21 protein-coding genes are annotated in these 21,554 nt (G+C 60.7%); 13 read left to right on the top strand and 8 right to left on the bottom strand.

Features of this window, described 5'->3' with window-relative positions; translation table 11 throughout:
- The first annotated feature begins 194 nt into the window (after positions 1–194).
- The 6 genes from WNY80_RS20960 to ureG all read left to right on the top strand — a co-directional run bounded on the left by WNY80_RS20960 (position 195) and on the right by ureG (position 3,317).
- Positions 195–362, top strand: a complete 168-nt coding sequence (locus tag WNY80_RS20960; RefSeq protein WP_342889356.1) for a hypothetical protein — start codon at positions 195–197, stop codon at positions 360–362.
- Positions 363–625: 263 nt separating this feature from the next.
- The gene (locus tag WNY80_RS20955; RefSeq protein ID WP_342889355.1) at positions 626–1,075 is read left to right on the top strand and encodes a host attachment family protein; all 450 of its coding nucleotides are present in this window, start codon (positions 626–628) and stop codon (positions 1,073–1,075) included.
- 8 nt (positions 1,076–1,083) lie between these two features.
- Entirely contained in the window at positions 1,084–1,590 is a 507-nt protein-coding gene (locus WNY80_RS20950) for an urease accessory protein UreE (protein ID WP_342889354.1), read from the top strand.
- Positions 1,529–2,242: an urease accessory UreF family protein gene (locus WNY80_RS20945; protein ID WP_342889353.1), complete on the top strand. Its 714-nt coding sequence runs from the start codon at positions 1,529–1,531 to the stop codon at positions 2,240–2,242. The genes WNY80_RS20950 and WNY80_RS20945 overlap by 62 nt, the downstream gene beginning before the upstream one ends.
- Before the next feature lie 8 nt (positions 2,243–2,250).
- Positions 2,251–2,688, top strand: a complete 438-nt coding sequence (locus tag WNY80_RS20940; RefSeq protein ID WP_342889352.1) for a DUF3995 domain-containing protein — start codon at positions 2,251–2,253, stop codon at positions 2,686–2,688.
- A complete protein-coding gene (gene ureG / locus WNY80_RS20935) occupies positions 2,685–3,317 on the top strand; it encodes an urease accessory protein UreG (protein WP_342889351.1) in 633 nt (210 codons plus the stop codon). The genes WNY80_RS20940 and ureG overlap by 4 nt, the downstream gene beginning before the upstream one ends.
- A 16-nt stretch (positions 3,318–3,333) precedes the next feature.
- Here the strand turns inward: ureG and WNY80_RS20930 are convergent, their stop codons facing one another.
- The 4 genes from WNY80_RS20930 to WNY80_RS20915 are packed head-to-tail and all read right to left on the bottom strand — an operon-like array spanning position 3,334 to position 7,246.
- Positions 3,334–4,068 (bottom strand): proteasome-type protease, encoded by a 735-nt coding sequence (locus tag WNY80_RS20930; protein WP_342889350.1) that lies wholly within the window; start codon positions 4,066–4,068, stop codon positions 3,334–3,336.
- Between the two features lie 37 nt (positions 4,069–4,105).
- A complete protein-coding gene (locus WNY80_RS20925; RefSeq protein WP_342889349.1) occupies positions 4,106–4,900 on the bottom strand; it encodes a transglutaminase family protein in 795 nt (264 codons plus the stop codon).
- 4 nt (positions 4,901–4,904) lie between these two features.
- On the bottom strand, positions 4,905–5,849 hold the full coding sequence (locus WNY80_RS20920; protein WP_342889348.1) for an alpha-E domain-containing protein: 945 nt from the start codon (positions 5,847–5,849) through the stop codon (positions 4,905–4,907).
- A gap of 2 nt (positions 5,850–5,851) precedes the next feature.
- Positions 5,852–7,246 (bottom strand): circularly permuted type 2 ATP-grasp protein, encoded by a 1,395-nt coding sequence (locus WNY80_RS20915; RefSeq protein ID WP_342889386.1) that lies wholly within the window; start codon positions 7,244–7,246, stop codon positions 5,852–5,854.
- 280 nt (positions 7,247–7,526) lie between these two features.
- Between WNY80_RS20915 and WNY80_RS20910 the strand changes: the two genes are divergently transcribed.
- Positions 7,527–8,414 carry a DMT family transporter gene (locus tag WNY80_RS20910; RefSeq protein ID WP_342889347.1) on the top strand — a complete coding sequence of 296 codons (888 nt, stop codon included), beginning with the start codon at positions 7,527–7,529 and terminating at the stop codon, positions 8,412–8,414.
- On the opposite strand, the gene WNY80_RS20905 is transcribed toward WNY80_RS20910, so the two are convergent.
- Positions 8,415–10,013, bottom strand: coding sequence for a trimethylamine methyltransferase family protein (locus WNY80_RS20905; protein ID WP_342889346.1), 1,599 nt, complete (start codon positions 10,011–10,013; stop codon positions 8,415–8,417). It lies immediately after the preceding gene.
- Positions 10,014–10,292: 279 nt separating this feature from the next.
- Between WNY80_RS20905 and WNY80_RS20900 the strand changes: the two genes are divergently transcribed.
- The gene (locus tag WNY80_RS20900; protein WP_342889345.1) at positions 10,293–14,114 is read left to right on the top strand and encodes a PAS-domain containing protein; all 3,822 of its coding nucleotides are present in this window, start codon (positions 10,293–10,295) and stop codon (positions 14,112–14,114) included.
- A 59-nt stretch (positions 14,115–14,173) separates the two neighbouring features.
- On the opposite strand, the gene mnmD is transcribed toward WNY80_RS20900, so the two are convergent.
- On the bottom strand, positions 14,174–14,944 hold the full coding sequence (mnmD, locus tag WNY80_RS20895; RefSeq protein WP_342889344.1) for a tRNA (5-methylaminomethyl-2-thiouridine)(34)-methyltransferase MnmD: 771 nt from the start codon (positions 14,942–14,944) through the stop codon (positions 14,174–14,176).
- On the opposite strand from mnmD, the gene WNY80_RS20890 reads away from it, so the two are divergent.
- The 5 genes from WNY80_RS20890 (at position 14,943) to uraH (ending at position 18,581) form a co-directional block, all read left to right on the top strand.
- A complete protein-coding gene (locus tag WNY80_RS20890; protein WP_342889343.1) occupies positions 14,943–16,127 on the top strand; it encodes an FAD-dependent oxidoreductase in 1,185 nt (394 codons plus the stop codon). The two genes, mnmD and WNY80_RS20890, sit on opposite strands and share 2 nt — an antisense overlap.
- A 136-nt stretch (positions 16,128–16,263) precedes the next feature.
- Positions 16,264–17,187 carry an allantoinase PuuE gene (gene puuE / locus WNY80_RS20885; protein ID WP_342889342.1) on the top strand — a complete coding sequence of 308 codons (924 nt, stop codon included), beginning with the start codon at positions 16,264–16,266 and terminating at the stop codon, positions 17,185–17,187.
- The gene (uraD, locus tag WNY80_RS20880; protein WP_342889341.1) at positions 17,184–17,681 is read left to right on the top strand and encodes a 2-oxo-4-hydroxy-4-carboxy-5-ureidoimidazoline decarboxylase; all 498 of its coding nucleotides are present in this window, start codon (positions 17,184–17,186) and stop codon (positions 17,679–17,681) included. The genes puuE and uraD overlap by 4 nt, the downstream gene beginning before the upstream one ends.
- 7 nt (positions 17,682–17,688) lie before the next feature.
- Positions 17,689–18,186 (top strand): ureidoglycolate lyase, encoded by a 498-nt coding sequence (locus WNY80_RS20875; RefSeq protein WP_342889340.1) that lies wholly within the window; start codon positions 17,689–17,691, stop codon positions 18,184–18,186.
- A 14-nt stretch (positions 18,187–18,200) separates the two neighbouring features.
- Positions 18,201–18,581, top strand: a complete 381-nt coding sequence (gene uraH / locus WNY80_RS20870; protein WP_342889339.1) for a hydroxyisourate hydrolase — start codon at positions 18,201–18,203, stop codon at positions 18,579–18,581.
- A gap of 268 nt (positions 18,582–18,849) precedes the next feature.
- Here the strand turns inward: uraH and guaD are convergent, their stop codons facing one another.
- Positions 18,850–20,145: a guanine deaminase gene (guaD, locus tag WNY80_RS20865; RefSeq protein ID WP_342889338.1), complete on the bottom strand. Its 1,296-nt coding sequence runs from the start codon at positions 20,143–20,145 to the stop codon at positions 18,850–18,852.
- On the bottom strand, positions 20,142–21,380 hold the full coding sequence (locus WNY80_RS20860; RefSeq protein WP_342889337.1) for a urate hydroxylase PuuD: 1,239 nt from the start codon (positions 21,378–21,380) through the stop codon (positions 20,142–20,144). Before WNY80_RS20860 ends, guaD begins: the two co-directional genes overlap by 4 nt.
- Positions 21,381–21,554: the final 174 nt, after the last annotated feature.

Below are 21,554 nucleotides of genomic sequence, written 5' to 3'. Positions count from 1 at the left end.
GGCCTTCCGCTGTGTCCTTGTGTTCGCATTGCCCGCCAACCGCGTCGGGGATGCGGATCGATATGCGGCAGAGCCGGCAGAACTTCCACAACGATGCCGAGCCATGCTTATGGTGCATGGCTGATCCGGGCAATTGGCGGTTTATTGCATTGCCGCAAGGGCTTATTGTTGCAACGCAATAAGGGAACAATGTCATGACAACTTCAAGCAACAACCCTGTCCGTCGTTTTTTCAGCGCTGCTGCCAAGTCGATCGATTTTGCATTCAAGGCGGATCGCCTCGCCCACACGCCCGAAGACGCCTTCAAGGCCCGCGGAACGACCCGTCAGCAGGCCATTCGCGACCTGGTTGATCAGCTCTGAGCATGTGAACAGCCATGGCAGCGGAGTAAGTTCTTCCTGTCCGGGATTACCGGCGCAAGCTCTTCTTTGCCAAGTGCCGAAACAGTGTCGTATCCGGCACTGTCTTGGGTGCCCGGCTCTCGCTTTTTCGCCAAATTGCCAGTGTCCCAAACGACGTGGGGATTAACGTTTGCAACCTCTCTGTGCCCTATTGATCCTCGTCAAGTCATGTTGTCTCATGATCGGCCTATAGTGGCTTTCCGAACCTAAACAGGGAGAGTGCAATGTTTGGTATCAGGTTGAGGCACAAGGGTTGGGTATTGATCGCCGATGGCGAGAAAGCGCTGTTTCTGGAAAACAACGGCACGCCGGACAATCCGGATTTGCGTGTGTTCAACGGGTTCGAGCAGCCCAATCCCAGAACCTCGGAGCAGGGCGCAGACCGTCCCGGACGATTGTCGGACGGGGCAGGCAGCGCTCACCGCAGTGCGGTGCAGGAAACCGACTGGCACCGCTTGGCCAAACATGAATTCGCCCATAAGATCGCAGCGTTGCTCGAAAGGGATGCTCAGGCAAACCGTTACGAGCAGCTCATCATTGTTGCTCCGGCGGTGATCATGGGTGAATTGCGCAAGTCGCTTTCCGATTCTGTCACGAGCCGGATTGTTGCGGAAGTGGCCAAGGATCTGACCCGTCATCCGGTGCCTGAAATTGAGAAACTGCTTTTCGGATAGGGAAACGCATGAATCTGCCGACGGTTACTTCAGTCACAAGAACGTTTGAGAACGCCGTCGCCACGATCACCCTGGACGAAACCGCACGGCATCGGCGCCGCATGCGCATGGTTTCCGACCGAATGGCAAACGGCGCCGCCATCGCCTTCCTGCTCGATCTGCCGCAGGCGCGGCTGTTGCGCCATGGCGACGGACTTGTGCTTGACGATGGCCGTGTCATCGAGGTTTGCGCGGAACCCGAGAAACTGATGGAGGTGCGCGGCCGCGATCCCCGGCACCTCCTGTCGCTTGCCTGGCAGATCGGCAACCGGCACCTTGCGGCCGAAATAACCGAAACGGCGATCCGGCTGAGAAGCGATCACGTGATCCGCGACATGCTCCTCGGCCTCGGGGCTTCGGTTCAGGAGATCGAGGCTCCGTTTGACCCCGAAGGCGGCGCCTATGGAGGCGCGCATGCCGGTCATCATCACCATGACGATGATCAGGCTCATTCGCACGGGCACAGCCATGAATGAGAGCGCGGCGCTGCTCAAGCTCATGAGCTGGCTCTCGCCGGTTTTCCCGATCGGCGGGTTCGCCTATTCCGCCGGACTGGAACAGGCGGTTCACGCCGGAGATGTCACCGGTCGCGGTTCGCTTGCGGACTGGATCGAGGCCCAGCTTGTCCATGGCGCGCAGAGGAATGATGCTCTTATCCTCGTGCAAGCGCACCGCTGCGCCGCCGACAAGGCGAAACTCGCCGAACTGTCCGATCTCTGCCGGGCCCTCTGTGTCAGTCATGAACGGTTGAGCGAGACAATCGGGCAGGGGACGTCGTTTGTTGACGCCGTTTCCCATTGGGTCGGGCCCGGTCACTTTCCGGGCCGGGAAACACCGCTGCCGGTCGCCGTCGGCATTGCCGCAGGGATCGAGGGCATCGCGCCGCGGCTGACCACCGGCGCCTATCTCCACGCCTTCGTTTCCAACCAGCTGCAATGCGCCATCAGGTTGTCGGTTGTCGGTCAGGACGGCGCGGCGCAGGCTCTTGCCGGCCTTGAGGCGGCAATCGCCAAGACTGCCGAACACGCAGTGAATGCCACGCTGGATGATCTTGGTGGCGCGGCCTTCATCGCCGACATTGCCTCCATGAACCACGAGACCCTCGAGCGGAGGCTGTTCCTGTCATGACGATTGTGTTGGTTGGCCTGATCGCGGCGGTGCTCGGCCTGGCGGCCGCCATTCATTTCTACTGGCTTGCCGGAGGTCTGTGGCCTGCGAGGGATGAGCAGGCGCTTGCGCGCACGGTGATCGGCATTGAGGGAATTCGCAAAATGCCCGCACGCTGGCTTACCGGCTTGGTGATGCTGGGCATCGCCTTGGCGGCCATCTGGCCCATGCTGTGGCTTGGCTGGATTGCCTCGCCGTTGCCGCACTGGCTGACGACCGCAGGCATGGTGGTGGTGTGTGTTGTTTTGCTCGGTCGCGGTTTTGCCGGGTATTCTCCCGCAATGAAGCGCCTGAACTGCGAAGAACCGTTCGCGACACTGAACGCACGCTATTTCTCGCCAACGATCATTCTGCTTGGTGTGGCGTTTGCCATTCTCCTTTCGACCAACCCGTGGTGGATATCATGACCTCATCCAATGGCCCCTTGCGCATCGGTATCGGCGGACCGGTTGGCTCCGGCAAGACCGCGCTGACCGACAAGCTGTGCAAGGCCATGCGCGATACTTACTCCATCGCCGTCATCACCAATGACATCTACACCCGCGAAGACGCCGAGGCGCTGGTCCGGATGCAGGCGCTGTCGTCAGACCGGGTGGTCGGCGTCGAGACCGGCGGATGCCCGCACACGGCGATCCGCGAGGATGCGTCGCTCAATCTGCGCGCCATCGATGCGCTCAATGAGCGTCATCCCGATCTCGACATCATCTTCATCGAGTCCGGTGGCGACAACCTTGCAGCCACGTTCTCGCCCGATCTCGCTGATCTGACGATCTATGTCATCTCGGTCTGCCAGGGCGAGGAAATCCCGCGCAAGGGCGGCCCGGCGATCACCCGCTCCGATCTTCTGGTCATCAACAAGATGGACCTGGCGCCGCATGTCGGGGCCGATCTGTCGGTCATGGAACGTGATGCGTCGGCGGGCCGGAAGGGACGGCCGCATCTTTTCACCGACATGCGCCGTGGCGCAGGGATCGAGGATGTTGTGGCTTTCATCGAGGAAACCGGCGGCTTGCGCACTGTCACGGCGGCGCAATAGCTGGCTTCGCTGGGGCTCAGTCCCGCTCGAAATCCGGCAGGCTGTTGAACGCTGCCCGCAACGCATCCGACCAGCCGTCGGAAATTTTCCGGTAATAGGGATCGGTTGCCTGGATGCGCTTCTCGTAACCCTTGGTCAGGCTGTCACGCTCGTAATACTGCAGGTCCAGCGGCAAGCCTACCGACAGGTTCGATTTCAGTGTCGAATCGAACGAGACGTAAAGAAGCTTGGTCGCCATCTCGAAGCTCATGTCCGGATCATAGGCGCGCACCAAGATCGGCTTGCCGTATTTGTGCTCGCCGATCTGGAAGAACGGATTGTCGTCCGTGGCCTCGATGAAATTGCCTTCCGGGTAGATCAGGAACATCCGCATCGCACCGCCGGCGACCTGGCCTCCGAGAATGAAGGTGGCGCTGAAGGTGGATTCGCTCTGGTGGCCACCGTCCGACGCCGTTTTGATGACCTCGCGCACGGTTTCGCCGATGAGGCGCGCCACCTCGAACATCGACGGCGCTACCATGATGTTCGGCTGGCGGTCTTCGGCTGCCTTCGTGTGCTCTTCCAGCATGCTGACCACGGTCTGGGTGGTGGCCAGATTTCCCGCGGCCATCAATGTCATCAGCCGGTCACCCGGTGCGTACCAGGTATACATCTTGCGGAATGTCGAGATGTTGTCGACGCCCGCATTTGTGCGGGTGTCCGACATGAACACGAGGCCCTTGTTGAGGCGAAGTCCGACGCAATAAGTCATTGTCTGCGAATCCGCCCTTGAAGCTGATGAGAACTGCTTATTGCTCCACAGTGATGCGGACCGCAAGCTGTTCTTCACCGGTTCCGGTGCGAATGCCCGAAATCGGCGCCGCATCCTTGTAATCGAGGCCGTAGGCAATGTGCACGTAGCGGTCGTCAGGCGACATGTCGTTGGCGGGATCGAAGCCGACCCAGCCCAGACCGTCGACATGGGCTTCGGCCCATGCGTGGCTGGCAGCCTGATCGGGTGTCTCTTCCATCATCAGGTAGCCCGAGACGTAGCGTGCCGGATATCCCATCACCCGCGCCGCAGCCGCGAATGCCTGGGCGTGGTCCTGGCACACGCCCTTGCCCGAGGCGAGCGCGTCTTCCGCAATCGTCTGGGTCTGGGTTGCGCCCGGGACATAGGCCATCGCCTGATGCAGTGAGGTCATCAGTCCATGCAGTTGCTCGAGCGGTTCGCCCTTTCCAACGCCACGGGCCAGTTCCCTGATCATCTTGCCGGGCTTGGTCAGCGCCGATTCCCGCTGATAAAGCCAAAGCGGCATGTATCCGCGGTGCGGACCGGAGACGCCGACCTTGTCGTAGGTTTCGACGATGCCCGATGCCACAACCTTGATCGCTTCGGTGTCGCGGCTCGCACTGACCAGTTCAACCACATTGCCGAAATGATCGGTATATTGCGCCTCGACGATGCCGCCCTCGACTTGCATGGCCCAGGAATTGACGGTCTGCAACGGGCTGTCCTGCGGCGTTAACCTCAGGCGTTGCAGCGCATACCGCACGGGCTGCGCATAGGCATATTCGGTCACATGGGAAATCTTGAGCTGCATGGGATCAGTCCTGATAGAACCGGTAGGCTTCGGCGATCTCGGCAGCAACCCGGCTGTTCTGGCTGATGAAATCCTGGAGAAATTCGTGCAGGCCCGTATCCATTATTTCCTTGATTTCGTGCTCGCGCAGCATCCCCTGGGTCGCCGCCGCGGTGTCATGGCAGGTCGTCCGCTTGCCGTATTGCCGTTCGAGATAAGACAGGTTGGCATTGATCTTGTCGTAGCAATAAGCCAGCGACCGCGGCATGCGGCCATTCAGGATCAGGAAATCGGCGATGTTTGACGGCTTGTAGTCGTCATCATAGACCCAGCTGTAGGAGCGGTGCGCCGACACCGATCTCAGGATCGATTCCCATTGCACATTGTCGAGCGAAGAGCCGACATAGGAGTTTGCAGGCAGCAGCACGTAATATTTCACGTCAAGAATGCGCGAGGTGTTGTCGGCGCGCTCGATGAAGGTTCCGATACGTGAGAAATTATAGCGTTCGGTCCGCAGCATGGTTCCATGAAAGGCGCCGCGGATCAGGCCGGTACGCTGCTTGATGGTGTCGATGACCGCAGGCATGTCCGCGCTCTGCACGCGCCGCGCGAGCTGCGCCTTGATGTCGAGATAGCACTCATTGGTCGCTTCCCAGGCTTCCCGGGTCAAGGCTGTCCGGACCATGCGGCCATTGTTGCGTGCGGCTTCGATGGCCGAAAGCACGCTCGACGGGTTCGACTTGTCCCGCAGCAGGTAATTGATGGCATCAGCGCTGGTGACTTCGGAATAGGTCTTGGAATAGGCGCCGAACACACCGGAGCTGCGCAGCACCGATTCCCAGTCCTCTTCCTGGCCATCCATGCGGGTCAGCGACATGCGCAGGCCGGCATCGATCAGGCGCGCCGTGTTTTCCGCCCGCTCGATATAGCGAAACATCCAGAACAGGCCGTTTGCAGTTCTTCCCAGCATGTTCAATCCTCCAGCACCCAGGTATCCTTGGTGCCGCCTCCCTGACTGGAATTGACCACCAATGAACCCTCTTTAAGCGCCACCCGGGTCAAGCCACCGGGAATGATCTGAACTTTGTTGGACACCAGGACATAGGGCCGCAAATCGACATGGCGTGGTGCCAGGCCTTTCTTGGTCAGGATCGGCACCGTTGACAGCGACAGCGTCGGCTGGGCGATGTAGTTGCCTGGTCGTGATTTGAGCTTGGCTGCAAAATCGTTCAGTTCGCGCTTGTTCGCAGCCGGTCCCACCAGCATGCCGTAACCGCCGGATCCATGGACTTCCTTGACCACCAGTTCGGCCAGGTTCTCCAGTACATATTTCAGCGTATCGGGTTCGGAGCAGCGGTATGTCGGCACATTCTCCAACATCGGCTTGCGGCCGGTGTAGAACTCGACGATCTCCGGCATGTAGGAATAGATCGCCTTGTCATCCGCAATCCCCGTGCCCGGTGCATTGGCGATCGTGATGTTGCCTGCGCGATAAACATCCATGATGCCCGGAACGCCGAGTGTCGAATCCGGACGGAATGTCAGCGGGTCGAGATAATCGTCATCGACCCGGCGGTAGAGAACATCGATTGCCTCGTAGCCCTGGATGGTTCGCATCGCGACCTTGCCGTTGACCACGCGCAGGTCCGAGCCCTCGACCAGCTCGGCGCCCATCTGGTCGGCGAGGTAGGCATGCTCGTAATAGGCCGAATTGAAGATGCCTGGGGTCAGCACAGCAATGCGTGGCTTGCCGGTGCAGCCGGGAGGAGCCACGGCTGCAAGGCTATGGCGCAGAAGCTTCGGGTAGTTCTCGACCGGGCGCACCTTGTTGAGATGAAACAGCTCGGGAAACATCTGCATCATGGTTTCGCGGTTTTCGAGCATGTAGGAAACGCCCGAAGGGGTCCGCGCATTGTCTTCCAGCACATAGAACTGGCCTTCGCCGGTGCGGACAATGTCGGTGCCGATAATGTGGGTATAAACACCGCCCGGAGGACGCATGCCGATCATCTCGGGCAGGAAGGCATCATTCTGTTCGATCAGGGCACGCGGAACCCGGCCGGCCTTGATGATCTCCTGCTTGTGGTAGATGTCGTCCAGAAACGCGTTGAGCGCCATCACCCGCTGTTCAATACCCTGCGCCAGCTTTCGCCACTCCGACCCGGAGATAATGCGCGGCACGATATCAAACGGGATCAGCCGTTCGGATGAATCTTCCTTGCCGTAGACCGCAAAAGTAATACCGGTCTTGCGGAAGATGTTCTCCGCGTCTCGGGATTTCTTGAGCAGATCAGACGTTTTCTGTTCTGAGTGCCAGTTGAAGTAACCCTCGTAGGGGGCTCGCGGAAGGCCGTCCGCTGTCAGCATTTCATCGAAAGGCACGTGTTTGGTGCTCCCCTTTTGCAATCATATGAGCGCATCGTGAAATAGAAAGCAAGAACCATGCAGGATTTCTGAGGTTCCGGCGGTTTATTGTTTTTTTTGGCCGGTGTTGCTTTTGGGTCCCTGTTTGCCGGGCGGCCGACATTGCGTGCCGGATGGTGCGGGCCTCCGGTCTTGCTTCTGATAAAAACCGGGGGTATCGCTCGGTTGTGTCCACAACGCCGGAAGCGGCATCATCGGTACGCACCAGGCTTGGATTCCCCACATGACTCTCGACCGCATTGCTCCGGCCCTGTTCGTTTTGCTCTGGTCCACGGGGTGGATCGTGGCAAAATATGCCAGCCCTCACGCCGATCCGCTGACCTTCCTGAGCTTGCGCTTCACGCTCGCCGCAGCCCTTTTCACCGTGATCACCTTTGCAAGCCGGGCACTCTGGCCCACAACCCGCGCCGGGTGGGGGCACGCGATCTTGTCGGGCGTATTCCTGCATGGCATCTATCTTGGTGGCGTCTGGTGGGCCATCTCCCAAGGCGTGCCGTCATCGGTTTCCGGCCTCATCGCGGCCCTGCAGCCCTTGCTGACGGCGCTGGCCGCACCCTTGATCGTGGGCGAGCGTTTGACCGGGCCGCAAAAGCTTGGCGTCGTTCTCGGGTTTGCAGGCCTGAGCGTTGCGATCCTGCCCCGGCTTGTGGCGCTCGACGCCGCCATGCTCCAGCTGGCGCTGGTGCCGCTGCTGGTCAACGTGTTTGCCATGGCGTCGGTCACCGCCGGAACCATCTACCAGAAGCGGTACCTGCAGGAGGGCGATCTGCGCGCCATTGCAGCGCTGCAATATGTCGGAGGGTTCCTCGTGGTCACGCCGCTGGCGCTGTTGATCGAGCCGCTGCGGATCGACTGGAACCTGGAATTCGCCCTGGCCATGGGCTGGTCCGTTTTCGGCCTATCCCTGGTCTCGATCATGTTGCTGCTGTATCTCATCAGGCGGGGCCAGGTTTCCCGCGCCGCCTCGCTCACCTATCTGGTGCCGCCCGCCGTCGCGGTCGAAAGCTGGTTTCTCTTTGGCGAAGCGCTGACGGTGCCGATGATCATCGGCACCCTGATTGTTGTCATTGGCGTCTGGCTGACCAATCGCAAGACCCGGGTGATTGCCTGATCAGAAATCTGTCGGCACGCCGCCTTCTTCCTTGCGCCTCGCGACAAAGGCGTCGAGCTCTTCTGCAATTGCCGCGTCCAGCGGCGGCGCCTCGTAATTCGCCAGTGTTTCCTTCCACACCCGGTTGGCGTGGTCGTAGGTGGTCGGTTGACCGGCCTGGCTCCAGCTTTCGAAATTGCGCCAGTCAGACAGGATCGGCGAGTAGAATGCGGTCTCGTAGCGCGACAGCGTGTGCGCGGTACCGAAATAGTGCCCGCCGGGGCCGACTTCCGCGATAGCATCCATCGCCAGCGCTTCCGGGCTGGTGTCGAGCGGCGTCAGGAATTCGGCGACCATCTGCAGCATGTCGACATCCATCACGAATTTCTCGAATGACGCCGTCAGCCCGCCCTCCATCCATCCGGCCGCATGCATGATGAAATTGCCGCCGCCCTGCACCACGCCCCAAAGCGACATCATCGATTCATAAGCCGACTGGGCGTCGAGCGTGTTGGCCGCGCAGGTGTTCGAGGTGCGATAGGGTATTCCGTAGCGCCGCGCCAGCTGTCCGCCGGCCATCACTGCTTTCATGTATTCGGGCGTTCCGAAGGCCGGAGCACCTGATTTCATGTCGACATTCGAGGTAAACCCGCCATAGACCACCGGTGCACCCGGCCGGACAAGCTGGGTGAAGGCGATGCCGGCCAGCGCCTCGGCATTCTGCTGCACCAGGGCACCGGCAACGGTCACCGGGGCCATTGCACCCGCAAGCGTGAACGGCGTGATCACCACCACCTGGTTGCGCGATGACATCTCGATGATGCCTTGCAGCATCGGTGCGTCGTAGCGAAGCGGCGAAGAGGCATTGATGATCGTGAACAGCGAAGGCTCGGCTTCCATCTGCTCGGCGCTCACGCCACGGCCGATGCGCGCGATCTCCAGTGCATCAAGATTGCGCTCTCTGCCCAGGGAATAGGCATGGAATGGCTTGTCTGTGAGCTTGACCAGGTCCGACAGGCAATCGAGATGGCGCACAGAGGCGTGAATGTCGGTCGGCTCCACCGGATAACCGCCGGTCATGTGAATGATGTCGAAGGATTGCGCCAGTTTGATCAAGTTGCGGAAGTCCTCCTGTGTTCCTGTTCGCCGGCCATTGTCCCGGTCCGAGCAATAGGGGGCAGATGCGACCTGGGCGAATGCGAGGTTTTTCCCGCCGATGGCGATATTGCGCTCCGGATTGCGGGCATGCAGCGTGAAGGGGCCGGGCGCCTTGCCGACCAGATCCATGATCAGGCTGCGGTCAAGCCGCACCCGTTCGCTGCCTGCGACAACCTCTGCACCCGCAGCTGCAAGCCGGTCACGCGCGTCCTTGAGCATGAAGTCCATGCCGATGGTCTCAAGCACAGTGAGCGAGGCTTCATGGATGGCCTCCAGCCCTTCTTCAGACAGCAGCAGTGACGGGTCCTGGGTGTTGAGGATCGAGCGGTAGCGCAAGGTTGCGGGGCTTTTCCTGCCTTTGCCGCGGTCTCCGCCACGCCCGCCGCCGGCGCGCCTGCGCCTTTCCGGAGTGCCTGCGGTGTTCTCTATTGCACTGGCAACAATGTCCTCGATCTTGCTCATGTGGGGCGCCCTGACTGGTTGCGTTATATGGCTTCGCCCGGCCGCAATGGATTGGCCGCAGACTCCGTGAAACGTGACGCTATGCCGGACAGAACAATCCGGCAAGCCGGTTTGCGACGCATGGTGCCGGTGGCGGCATTGGCGGTTTGAATGCGGGATACAGTTTCGCAAAAGCCGGACGGCTTATCCGTAATTGATGGTTAACGCTTTGTTCAAAGCCAATGTGCAATGTTGTCGGTGCAGAATTGGGCGATTGCTTGCATCAATGGGGACTGCCGGGTGGATGACGTGGAAAGTATCGAGGGCGATGATTCGCTTGCCAATGCCTGCGCACAGGTTTCTAGCGATCCCAATCCCGCTTTCGTCAAGGATTCGGAACTGCGCTATCTTGCGGTCAACCTTGCCTACGCCGAATTGTGGGACTGCCAGCCCGCTGCCCTGATCGGTCAGCAAAGTCATCAGCATTTTGAATCCATTGAGCAGAACGACCGCGACGAGAAAGAGCGCCGCAGCCTTGTTTTCGGCAAGGATCAGGTTGCCCTGTTTTCGCACCCGCTCAAGGGCGGCCGTTACCGCATCCGTATCCAGCGCCAGCGGCAGGCCTCCGGCAAGACGTTCATAGTCGGTCATTTCGAACCGATCGCGGGTGTCCGATTCGAAACCGGGCAGGCAGACAAGGCACATCCGGAAGATGCGCAGCCGCCATCCCTGGCGAGCGCCATGCCGGTTGAAAACAGTCCGAAGACTGATGGCCAGCCCGACCGGAAAACATCGGAAAGCCAGAAACCAGCCGGTGACGCCAACGCCGACCAGTCGATTCTGGACCGTTTCAACGAAATCTTCGACTGCATGGACGTCGGCATCGTGCTCTACGATCCCAACGATGTTCTCATCTACGTCAATCCGGCAATGGATGCCATGACGGCGCCCGATTACACGCTTGAGGTCGGAGCATCGCTTTCCGAGGTCCTGGAAGCCTCCTGCAGCTTCAGTGCGGAAGAAGAGCCGGATGCACGCAGGGCATGGATCGAAAACCGCATGGCGGTTCATCGCGATTACGGCAAGGCCACGGTCGAACAGCTCAGGAATGGCCGGTGGATACGCATCATCAACCGCGGTCTCAAGGATGGCTACACCCTGGGCTTGCGGGTCGATGTCACCGAGCTGAAGGCACGCGAAACCGCCTTGGAAAGCAAGGCGGCGGAAAACCATCTGTTTCGCGCGATCCTCGACGAGATGCCGGTTTCAAGCTTCGTCAAGGATGAGGACTACCGCTACATCTACGTCAACCGCGCTCATGGTGAGCTGACCGGGCATTCCGAAGCGGACATGCTCGGCAGGGATGATTTCCAGATCTTTGGCGACCAGGGCGGCGCGCTGCGGGAAGCCGATGCGGAAGCGATGAACGGCAGCGGCCTGATGGAGCGCGAAATCGAACTGCAAAACGCGCAGGGCGACACGCTCCGGCTGATTGACCGCAAGGTCGGCTTCGATGGACCGGCGGGCAGGCGATACCTGCTGGGAACCACCATCAACGTCAGTGACATGAAACGCCGCGAGCAGGAGGTGTATGAAGCGCAGCGCCGCGCCGAACTGCACAAGGCCGATCTGGAAAGCGTCATCGAGGCCATGCACATGGGCATGGTGGTTGTCGACAGGGACTCCAATGTCGAACTGATCAACGGTGCGTTCTTCCGGATCTGGAAAATTCCCGCCCGGGACGATTACATCGGTGCTCCCTTCCGCCAGCTTATCGATGTCAACCGGGAAAACGGCATTTACCAGGTCGCCGAGGAAGATTTCGACGACTATATCGCCGCACGGCTGGAGGAAATCCGCGCCGGCTATGTCGAGCCGCGCGAGTTCTCCCGTGCCGACGGACGCACCATGATCTATTCGGTCCGTGCGCTGTCGGAAGGCAAGCGGATGATATCCTATTTCGATGTCTCCGAACTCAAGCAGCGTGAACAGGAGCTTGATCTCGCCAGGGCCGAGATGGAGCGGGCCAGTGAACTGCTTCGCGGGGCCGCCGGGGCGATGGCTCAGGGGTTGATGGTGACCAGCAACAACCTCATCCAGTTCGCCAACGACACATTCTTCGAGATGCTCGAGGTTCCGCGTGAGGTTGCAGCCACCGGCAAGGACCTCAATGATTTCTTCGATTTCTGTCAGCGACGCGGCGATTACGGAAGCGACGAAAAGGCCAAGGCTACCCGCGCAAGGGTCAATGAGTGCCACGACAAGATGATCGCTCACACGATCGAACGCCAGACCACCTCCGGTCGCTGGCTTCGGATCGATGGCAAGCCGACCGATGCCGGCTCGATGATCATTACCTACACCGATATCTCTGAGGCCAAGCGCCGCGAGGAGGAGCTGCAGCATCTCGTCGTCAAGGCGGAGATGGCAGACCGCGCGAAATCCGAATTCCTTGCCAATATGAGCCACGAGATCCGTACGCCGATGAACGGCGTTCTGGGCATGGCGGAACTTCTGGCGAGGACCGAACTTGATACCCGCCAGCGCACATTCACGGATATCATCGTCAAGTCCGGTAATGCGCTGCTTACCATCATCAATGACATTCTGGACTTCTCGAAGATTGACGCCGGGCAGCTTGTGCTCGATCAGGCTCCATTCGATCTGTCCGAAACCGTCGAGGATGTGGCGTCCCTGATTTCAAGCCGCGCTGTGGAGAAGGACATTGAACTCATCGTCCGGATCGACCCGGCGCTTCCTCCGCGGGTCGTGGGCGATGTCGGACGGCTGCGTCAGATCATCACCAATCTTGCCGGCAACGCCATCAAGTTTACCGAAGCCGGGCATGTGCTCATAGAAGTTACCGGTTCGGTCAACGATGCCGACATGCTCGATCTGGCAATCCACGTGCACGACACCGGAATGGGCATTCCGCCCGACAAGCTGGAAGCCGTGTTCGAGAAGTTCTCGCAGGTCGACAATTCCTCCACCCGCAGGCACGAGGGAACCGGACTTGGCCTGGCGATCACATCCAAGCTGGTCCAGCTGATGGATGGCACCATTCATGCCGCAAGCAAGGTTGGCGAAGGATCCGTGTTCACGGTTGAAATCAGCCTTCCGGTCGACCAGGAAACATTCGTGCGTGCCCGGATTGCCCCAGTCGATGTCTCCGGCGCCAGGGTGCTGGCCATTGACGACAATCCCGTCAACAGATCCATCCTGATCGAGCAGCTGACCGCCTGGGGCTTTGACTCCTGCGCCGCGGTTTCGGGGCAGGAAGGTCTCGAGGTGCTTGCCGCTGCGAAGAAGTTCGGTGTTCCTGTCGATGTGGTCATTCTCGATTATCACATGCCGGAAATGGATGGGCTGATGACGGCCCGCGCCATCCGTCAGACCTTCGGTCCTGACAAGCCGGCCATCGTCATGCTCACCTCCATGGACCTCAACTCCGCGGATACCGACGTGCGCAAGGGGGCTGTGCAGGCGACATTGATGAAACCGGCGCGCTCCTCGCTGCTGCTGGAGACGATTGTCGACGTGCTTCAGGTCGCAGCCCAGAACCAGGCCAGCAAGGTTGCAGAGGCTTCCACGCCAGCTGCCGCTGCTGACCAGCAATCGTCTGCCACGCCAATTACAAGGCCGGCAGTCACAACACCCCGACCTTCAAGGCCCGAGCGGGTTTCAGCTGCGGAAGACACCGGGGACAACAGCCGTCTTGACCTGCTTGTTGCGGAAGACAATGAGGTCAACCAGATCGTCTTCACCCAGATCCTCGATGAGATGGGACTGCGGTACCGGATTGTCGACAATGGCGGCAGCGCCTTTGAGGTCTGGAAGAGCCATCGCCCGGCGATGATCCTGATGGATGTTTCCATGCCTGTCATGAACGGCCATCAGGCAACCCAGGCCATTCGGGAAGCCGAGGCTGAAGCTGAAGCCGCTGCTCCCGGTCGCACTCCCATCGTCGGTGTCACCGCGCATGCGCTGACCGGCGACAAGGAGCGTTGCCTGGAGGCGGGCATGGATGATTACCTGTCCAAGCCGATCAGCCCGGAAAAGCTCGAAGCCAAGATACGCGAGTGGCTGCCCGAGTCCATTGCCGCACGGATCACTCACGGCTGAACCGGATTTCGTCCGGCTCAAGCGCGTCAGGCGCTCATTCCGGCCATTGAGCCATCATCTCACTCGGCAGGCCTGGTTTGCCCGGAAACAGGCAGCCCGGCCGCCAGGATGCCAACGCTCATGTCGCGCTTGCCGGCATGGCCCGGACGCTTTTCCACCGCAAAACCCGCGGCCTGCAGGTTGCGCCGCACCCAGCCGGCGGCGGAATAGGTGGCGAAAGTCCCACCCTCGCATGTCCGCTCCGCGACGGCTCCCATCAGCTCGGCCGACCACATGTCCGGGTTGCGGGCCGGTGAAAACCCGTCGAGATACCAGGCGTCAGCGGCAAAATCCGCACCTGCGACCTGCTCCAGGGCCAGCCCTGAATGAATATGCAGCTTGACCGGTCTCCCGCAGCTTTCGAACGCGACCACAATGTCGCCTTTCGGCCGGTCCGGCCATGCCGCGATCAGCTCCTCCGCCCTCGGCCCAAGGTCCGGCCAGGCTGCCAGCGCGCGTTTCATGTCGTCACGGTCAAGCAGCCGCAGCTCGAAGGAGTGGAAGTCCAGCCGCGCGCCTTTCTCGACCGCATTCTCCCAGACAGCCCAGGTCTCGATGAAGTTGAGCCCGGTGCCAAAACCCAGTTCCGCGATGACAAAGTGCTGCTTGTCGGCAAAGCGTTCCGGCAGCCCGTTTCCGGCCAGGAACACGTGTCGGCATTCGTCCCGTCCATCCGCCTTGGAATAATAGAAGTCGCCAAATTCCTCGGAATAGGGCATATCGCCCGCATGCCACGACAGCGGGGGGCGCTGGCGCGGACTGTCGTCATCTTTGTCAGGGGGATCGATCATGGCTGTTGCCGATAAAGCTGCATCGCACGGCGGTCAAGCCACGCCTGACCTGTTGGTTGCAGGAGCCGGGGTGGCGGGATTGTGGCTTGCGCTCAAGGCGGCGCGTGCCGGCCTGTCGGTCACTCTGGTCGAACGCGGCAATCCCGGCGACGGCGCCAGCGGCGGATTTCTCGGCGCACTCATGCCGCACAGTCCCGAACGCTGGAACGGCAAAAAGGATTTCCAGTTCCGCGCCCTTGTCGATCTCGAGGACGAGGTCGCGCGGCTGCAATCGGAAACAGGTGTCGTTTGCGGCTATCGCCGTGTCGGCCGGATATTGCCGCTGGCCACCGAGCGCAGCCGGATCACGGCGATGGACCGGATCGCCGATGCGGCCGCCAATTGGGGCACGCGGTTTGCCTATACGGTCAGTCACACGCCAGACCGGGGAGATTGGCCAAACATCGTGCGGGCTCCGCACGGCATTGTCCAGGAGACGCTGTCGGCGCGGATTTCTCCGCCCGGTTTGATCGATGCGCTGTTGTCGAGCCTCGCGGTAATGCCGAACTTCGATCTTCGTCTTGGCGTCGAAGTCGTCGACGTGGCGCCGGGCGACAGGTTGGCGACATTGTCGGACGGATCAAATGTCGGCTTCGCTCATCTCGCGCTGGCAAACGGGGTTGATGCCCTCCCGATGATCGCCCGCCTGGCGGGCCTCCCGGCGCAATCGCTGGGCAGTGGCGTCAAGGGCCAGGCAGCACTTCTCGATGCCGGTGCTCCGCCCGATTTGCCGTTGGTCTATGAGGACGGCGTCTATGTCATCGCCCATGAGAACGGCCGTGTCGCCGTGGGCTCGACCAGCGAGAACGAATTCGATGATCCGTACGGCACCGATGAGAGGCTCGAGGACGTCCTCAAGCGGGCCCGAAAGCTCTGCCCGCTGATCAAGGATGCGCCGGTGATCCGCCGTTGGGCCGGGGTGCGTCCGCGTGCCATCGGGCGCGATCCGATGCTGGGGCCTGTGCCGGGCGCGCCGGGCATCCTGGCGATGGCGGGTGGTTTCAAGATCAGCTTCGGCATCGCCCATCGCATGGCCGACTGCCTTGTCGCCCGGATCACCGGTGAAGAGGGGCCGGAAACGCCAGAGAGTTTTTCCGTTGTCACCCATGCAACCAAGGCTGCCAGGGATCAGGGAAAACAGTAGACGGCGGCACGCGCCAACGGGACCGCAGCCGGCAAAAAAAATCGTCGCAACAGTTTGCGGTTTTTCTTAAAAGTCCGGGTCTCGACATTTGCCGCTGTGCTGCTACCGTTCGCCGGTTACAGGGATGGACTGAACAATGAACACAACACCTTATCCACGCGACATGGTTGGTTACGGCAGAACCCCGCCTGACCCGAAATGGCCATCGGGCGCCCATTGCGCCGTTCAGTTTGTCGTCAACTACGAAGAGGGGGGCGAAAGCTCCATTCTTGACGGAGACCCGGCTTCCGAGAGCCTGCTGTCGGAGATCGTCGGTGCGCAGCCCTGGCCGGGGCAGCGCAACATGAACATGGAATCGCTCTACGAGTACGGATCACGCGCAGGGTTCTGGCGGCTCTGGCGCTTGTTCACCGAGCGCAATTTGCCGGTGACTGTGTATGGCGTGGCCCTTGCCATGCAGCGTAACCCGGAAGCGGTTGCTGCGATGAAGGAAGCCGGCTGGGAGATTGCCAGCCACGGGCTGCGCTGGCTCGAATACAAGGATTTCTCCGAGGCCGAGGAACGCCATCACATCGCCGAGTGCGTCCGCATCCATACCGAGGTGACCGGCTCGCGGCCGCTCGGCATTTACCAGGGCAAGCCGTCGGCCAACACATTGCGGCTGGTGATGGAGGAAGGCGGTTTTGTCTATTCCGCCGATTCCTATGCCGATGAACTCCCTTATTGGGTCGAGGGACCGAAAGGACCGCATCTCATCGTGCCCTACACGCTCGACGCCAACGACATGCGGTTTGCCACGCCGCAGGGCTTCAACTCGGGTGACCAGTTCTTCACCTACCTCAAGGACACCTTCGACGTGCTGATGGCCGAAGGTGCGGCCGGCAGTCCCAAGATGATGTCGGTTGGCTTGCACTGCCGCCTGGTTGGCCGTCCCGGCCGCGCCGCAGCCCTTGCACGGTTTCTCGATTACGTCGCGTCGCACGACAAGGCCTGGGTGACCCGCCGCATCGACATCGCCAATCACTGGCATGAACACCACCATCCGGAGAAGATGAAATGATTGACCGCGACGAGTTTGTCGGCCGGTTCGGCGGCGTGTTCGAGCATTCGCCCTGGATCGCCGAACGCGCCTGGGACAATGGCCGCATCACCACCCCGCTGCAGGCCGGCCCGGTTCATGACGCCTTGTGCGCCGAGTTTCGTGCTGCAAGCCATGACGAGCGCATGGGTGTCTTGCGCGCGCACCCGGATCTGGCTGGAAAGCTGGCGATTGCTGGCGAACTCACGCAGGAATCGAAATCCGAACAGGCAGGCGCTGGTCTGGACCGGTTGAGTGCGGAAGAACACGCAAGGTTCACCGAGCTCAACACCCGCTACATGACCGGCTTCGGTTTTCCGTTCATCATCGCGGTAAAAGGGCACGACAAGGACAGCATCCTTGCGGCCTTCGAGACCCGCATCGGCAATGATCCCGAAACCGAATTCGAGACCGCTTGCGCCCAGGTCGAAAAGATCGCCGGGTTCCGCATCGCCTCGATCCTGCCGGAAGCGTAAGTGACCAATGCAACAGCTTGAAATCGAACCGCTGACCGCCGAAGCCTTCGCCCCGTTCGGCACCGTCATGGATACCGCCGCGGCAGAGCTGCGGATGATCAATGGCGGCACCACCGAACGCTTTCACGCGCTCGCCATGGCCGACACCGGGACGTTAGGAGGGCGCACCATTCTCTCGCTGTTTCGCGGCCAGCCGCGCCAGTTTCCATACACGGTCGATATGATGGAACGGCACCCGCTGGGCAGCCAGGCCTTCTTCCCGGTCACGCAAGGCGACTGGATCGCTGTCGTTGCGCCGGATGACGGAGGCCGCCCCGGAGAGCCGCGTGCATTCCTGGTTCCCGGTCATGTCGGCGTGCAGTATGCGCGCAATGTCTGGCATCACCCGCTGATTGCGGTGGGCCAGGTCAGTGATTTTCTGGTGATGGACCGCGATGGCGACGGCGCCAATCTCGAGGAAGCCAGCTATGATGCGCCTTATCTGATTGCCCAACCGGCCAACTGACCCAGGAGACGCCAATGTCCGCCCAGCCACTCCCAACCGGAACCGGTCGCTTGACCACTCACGTGCTAGATACCGCCCGCGGCAAGCCCGCAGCCGGCATGGTCATCGAGCTTGTCCGGATCGAGGGCCTCGATCATCATCTGCTCAAGACGGTCAACACCAACGCCGATGGCCGGGTCGACGCTCCGCTCCTGACCGGCGCCGATCTCGCCCGCGGGGTTTACGAACTCCGTTTTCATGCAGGCGACTACTTGCGTTCGACCGGCGATGCGCTGCCCGATCCGGCGTTTCTCGATGTGATCCCGATCCGTTTCGGTATCGCCGACACCGCTGCCCACTACCACGTGCCGCTGCTGATCTCGGCTTACGGCTATTCAACCTATCGCGGCAGCTGATCCCGAGACCTTTTCACATCCCTGCCACTGACGCACCGTGCATTCAATGGAATGCGCGGTGAGGCATGGTGTTTGCACTTGGGGGAGGGCATTTCGGAGGGGCCGGAAAAAGCAAAAGCCGCGTGGCAGTACATCCGTGCTCACGCGACTTTATAAGCGACCCTCTAAAGGGCCGCTGCTGATACACAGCTTGCAGGAAGAGTATTAACGAAGAGTTAAGACGAAATTGTGACAGCAGCGGGAAAAGGTTTTCCGTCGCCAGCCGCAACTACAAATCAACCGACTCGCCAGCAACATAGACATGCCGGACTGACCGGTCGTCACCCATTGTTTGCATCAGGAACAGTTCTTCTTCCAGCGTCGTCACCGTCTCCATCCGGATCTGCATGGCCGGCGTTGCCCGGGCGTCAAGCGCGATGATGTCGGCGTCGGTCCCCGGTTCCAGTGTGCCAATGCGCTCCACCAGCCCGAGAGCTTCGGCATTGCCGCGGGTGGCCTGCCAGTAGTTCTCGACGGGCGGCAGCCGGTGGCCGCGCAATTGCTGGATCTTGTAGGCTTCGTCGAGTGTCCTGAGCAAGGAGTAGCTCGAGCCGCCGCCGATGTCGGTGGCAATGGCAGTGCGAACGCCATGCTCCTTGAGCCGCTTGAGGTCGAAAAGGCCCGAGCCCAGGAACAGGTTCGATGTCGGGCAATGCACCGCCACCGACCCGGCTTCGGCGATTGCCGCCATTTCCCGGTCCGACAGGTGGATGGCATGGCCGAGCAGCATCTTGTCGGTCAGCAGTCCGTAGCCCGCATAGACATCGGTGTAGTCCCTGGCGTCGGGGTAGAGCTCCAGCGTATAGGCAATCTCCGCATCGTTCTCGGACAGGTGTGTCTGGATCAGAAGGTCGGGATGTTCACGCGCCAGAGAGCCTGCGGCTTCCAGTTGGGCCGGGGTCGAGGTGATGGCAAAACGCGGCGTGATCGCCACGTGATTGCGCCCCTTGCCGTGCCAGTCGGCGATCACTGCCTTGGTGTCGTCATAGCTCGATTGCGCCGTGTCGGTCAGCGCTTCGGGCGCGTTGCGGTCCATCATCACCTTGCCGCCGACCATCAGCAGGTTGCGGCGTTGCGCTTCGGCGAAATAGGCGTCTGCCGACCCCTTGTGCACGGAGCAATAGGCCGCAGCTGTGGTCGTGCCCTGCCGCAGCAATTCATCGAAGAACAGCGTTGCGAAGCGGGCGGAATGCGCATCGTCGGCGAAACGCTGTTCCTCGACGAAGGTGTAGGTGTTCAGCCATTCGAGAAGGTTGGCAGCGTAACTCGCGGTCACCTGCATCTGGGGGAAATGAATGTGCGGGTCGATGAAACCGGCCATCAGCAGATGTGGCCGGTGATCGATGATCTCGATGTCCACCGGTGCTGCCGCCTTGACGTCAGCAAAGGGGCCGGCTGCGGTGATCAGCCCGTTTTCGATCAGAATCGCACCATCAGTCTCGTACACATAGCTTGCATGGTCGTCGCGCGCCTGCGGGCGCGACTTGAAGCTCAGCGTCCGGCCGCGCAGCAGTTTCGCTGTCATTGATCAGGCTCGCCGGCGATGGCTGATTCATACCAGGCGACAATCAGCGCCCGCTCTTCGGGCTCCACATAGGTGATGTTGCCGGGTGGCATCGCGTGGCTGCGTCCGGCCTGGATGTAGATTTCCCGCGCATGCCGGGCTATGTCCGCATCCGTTTCGAGCCGCACGTTTTTGGGCGCATGTGCAATGCCCTCCCAGAACGGCTCTGCCGCGTGGCACATCGAGCAGCGCCCCATGATGGTTTCACTGACCGCTTCGAAATGGGCGTTCGTGACGAACCGCTCAAGCACCGGCGCCAGCGAGGCTTCCTCGATCACCTCGTCAGTGCGCGGCAGGCTCGACAGCCAGACGATGGCGGCAAACAGCGCGACGGTGACGGCCCAAGTCCAGTGCGGCTTTCCCTTGCGCGCATGCACGGTGTTGAACCAGTGCCGGATGGTAACACCCATCAGGAACACCAGAGCCGCGATCAGCCAGTTCCACTGTGTGGCAAAGGCCAGCGGATAGTGGTTCGACAGCATCAGGAAGATGACCGGCAGGGTGAGGTAGTTGTTGTGCAGCGAACGCTGCTTGGCGATGCGTCCGTATTTCGGATCCGGCGTCCGCCCCGCCTTCAGGTCGGCGACGACGATCTTCTGGTTTGGAATGATGATCATCGCCACATTGGCGCTCATGATGGTGGCGGTGAACGCACCCAGATGCAAAAGTGCCGCCCGGCCCGAAAACACCTGGGTATAGCCCCAGGCCATCGCCACCAGCACCGCGAACAGCACCAGCATCAACCCCGTGGTGCTTTGTCCGATCGGCGATTTGCAGAGCAGGTCATAGATGATCCAGCCAAACACGATCGAAGCCACCGAAATGGAAATCGCGACGGGGGCCGACACATCCAGCACATTGGTGTCGATCAGGTAGAGCTCGGCACCGGCATAGTAGACCACGCACAGCATGGCGAAGCCCGACAGCCAGGTGACATAGCTTTCCCATTTGAACCAGGTCAGGTGCTCGGGCAGGTTTGGCGGCGCCACCAGGTATTTCTGGATGTGGTAAAAGCCGCCGCCATGCACCTGCCATTCCTCGCCATAGGCGCCTTCGGGCAATCCGGGGCGCTGCACCAGGCCAAGGTCGAGCGCGATGAAATAGAAGGATGATCCGATCCAGGCGATGGCCGTGATCACATGCAGCCAGCGCACGGCAAAGCTGAGCCATTCCCACAAAAGAGGATAGTCGTACATCGGTGCCCCTCGCACTTTCCGTTTGTTTTGCAGTGCACATGATGCGCAATGCGGAGCAGAATGGAAAGCCCGCTTTCGCCTGTCCGCGAGTTAATCAGCTGCTGATTTTTTCTGAAAATCGAATTGATTGTCTGTGAAACCGGAAAAGTTCGTTCCACGGTTCGTTTTCCACAC

Source organism: Hoeflea sp. AS16 (assembly GCF_038900095.1).
Taxonomy (GTDB): domain Bacteria; phylum Pseudomonadota; class Alphaproteobacteria; order Rhizobiales; family Rhizobiaceae; genus Hoeflea.
The sequence above is the reverse complement of the archived record's forward strand: the minus strand, read 5'-3'. Positions and strand labels throughout refer to the sequence as shown.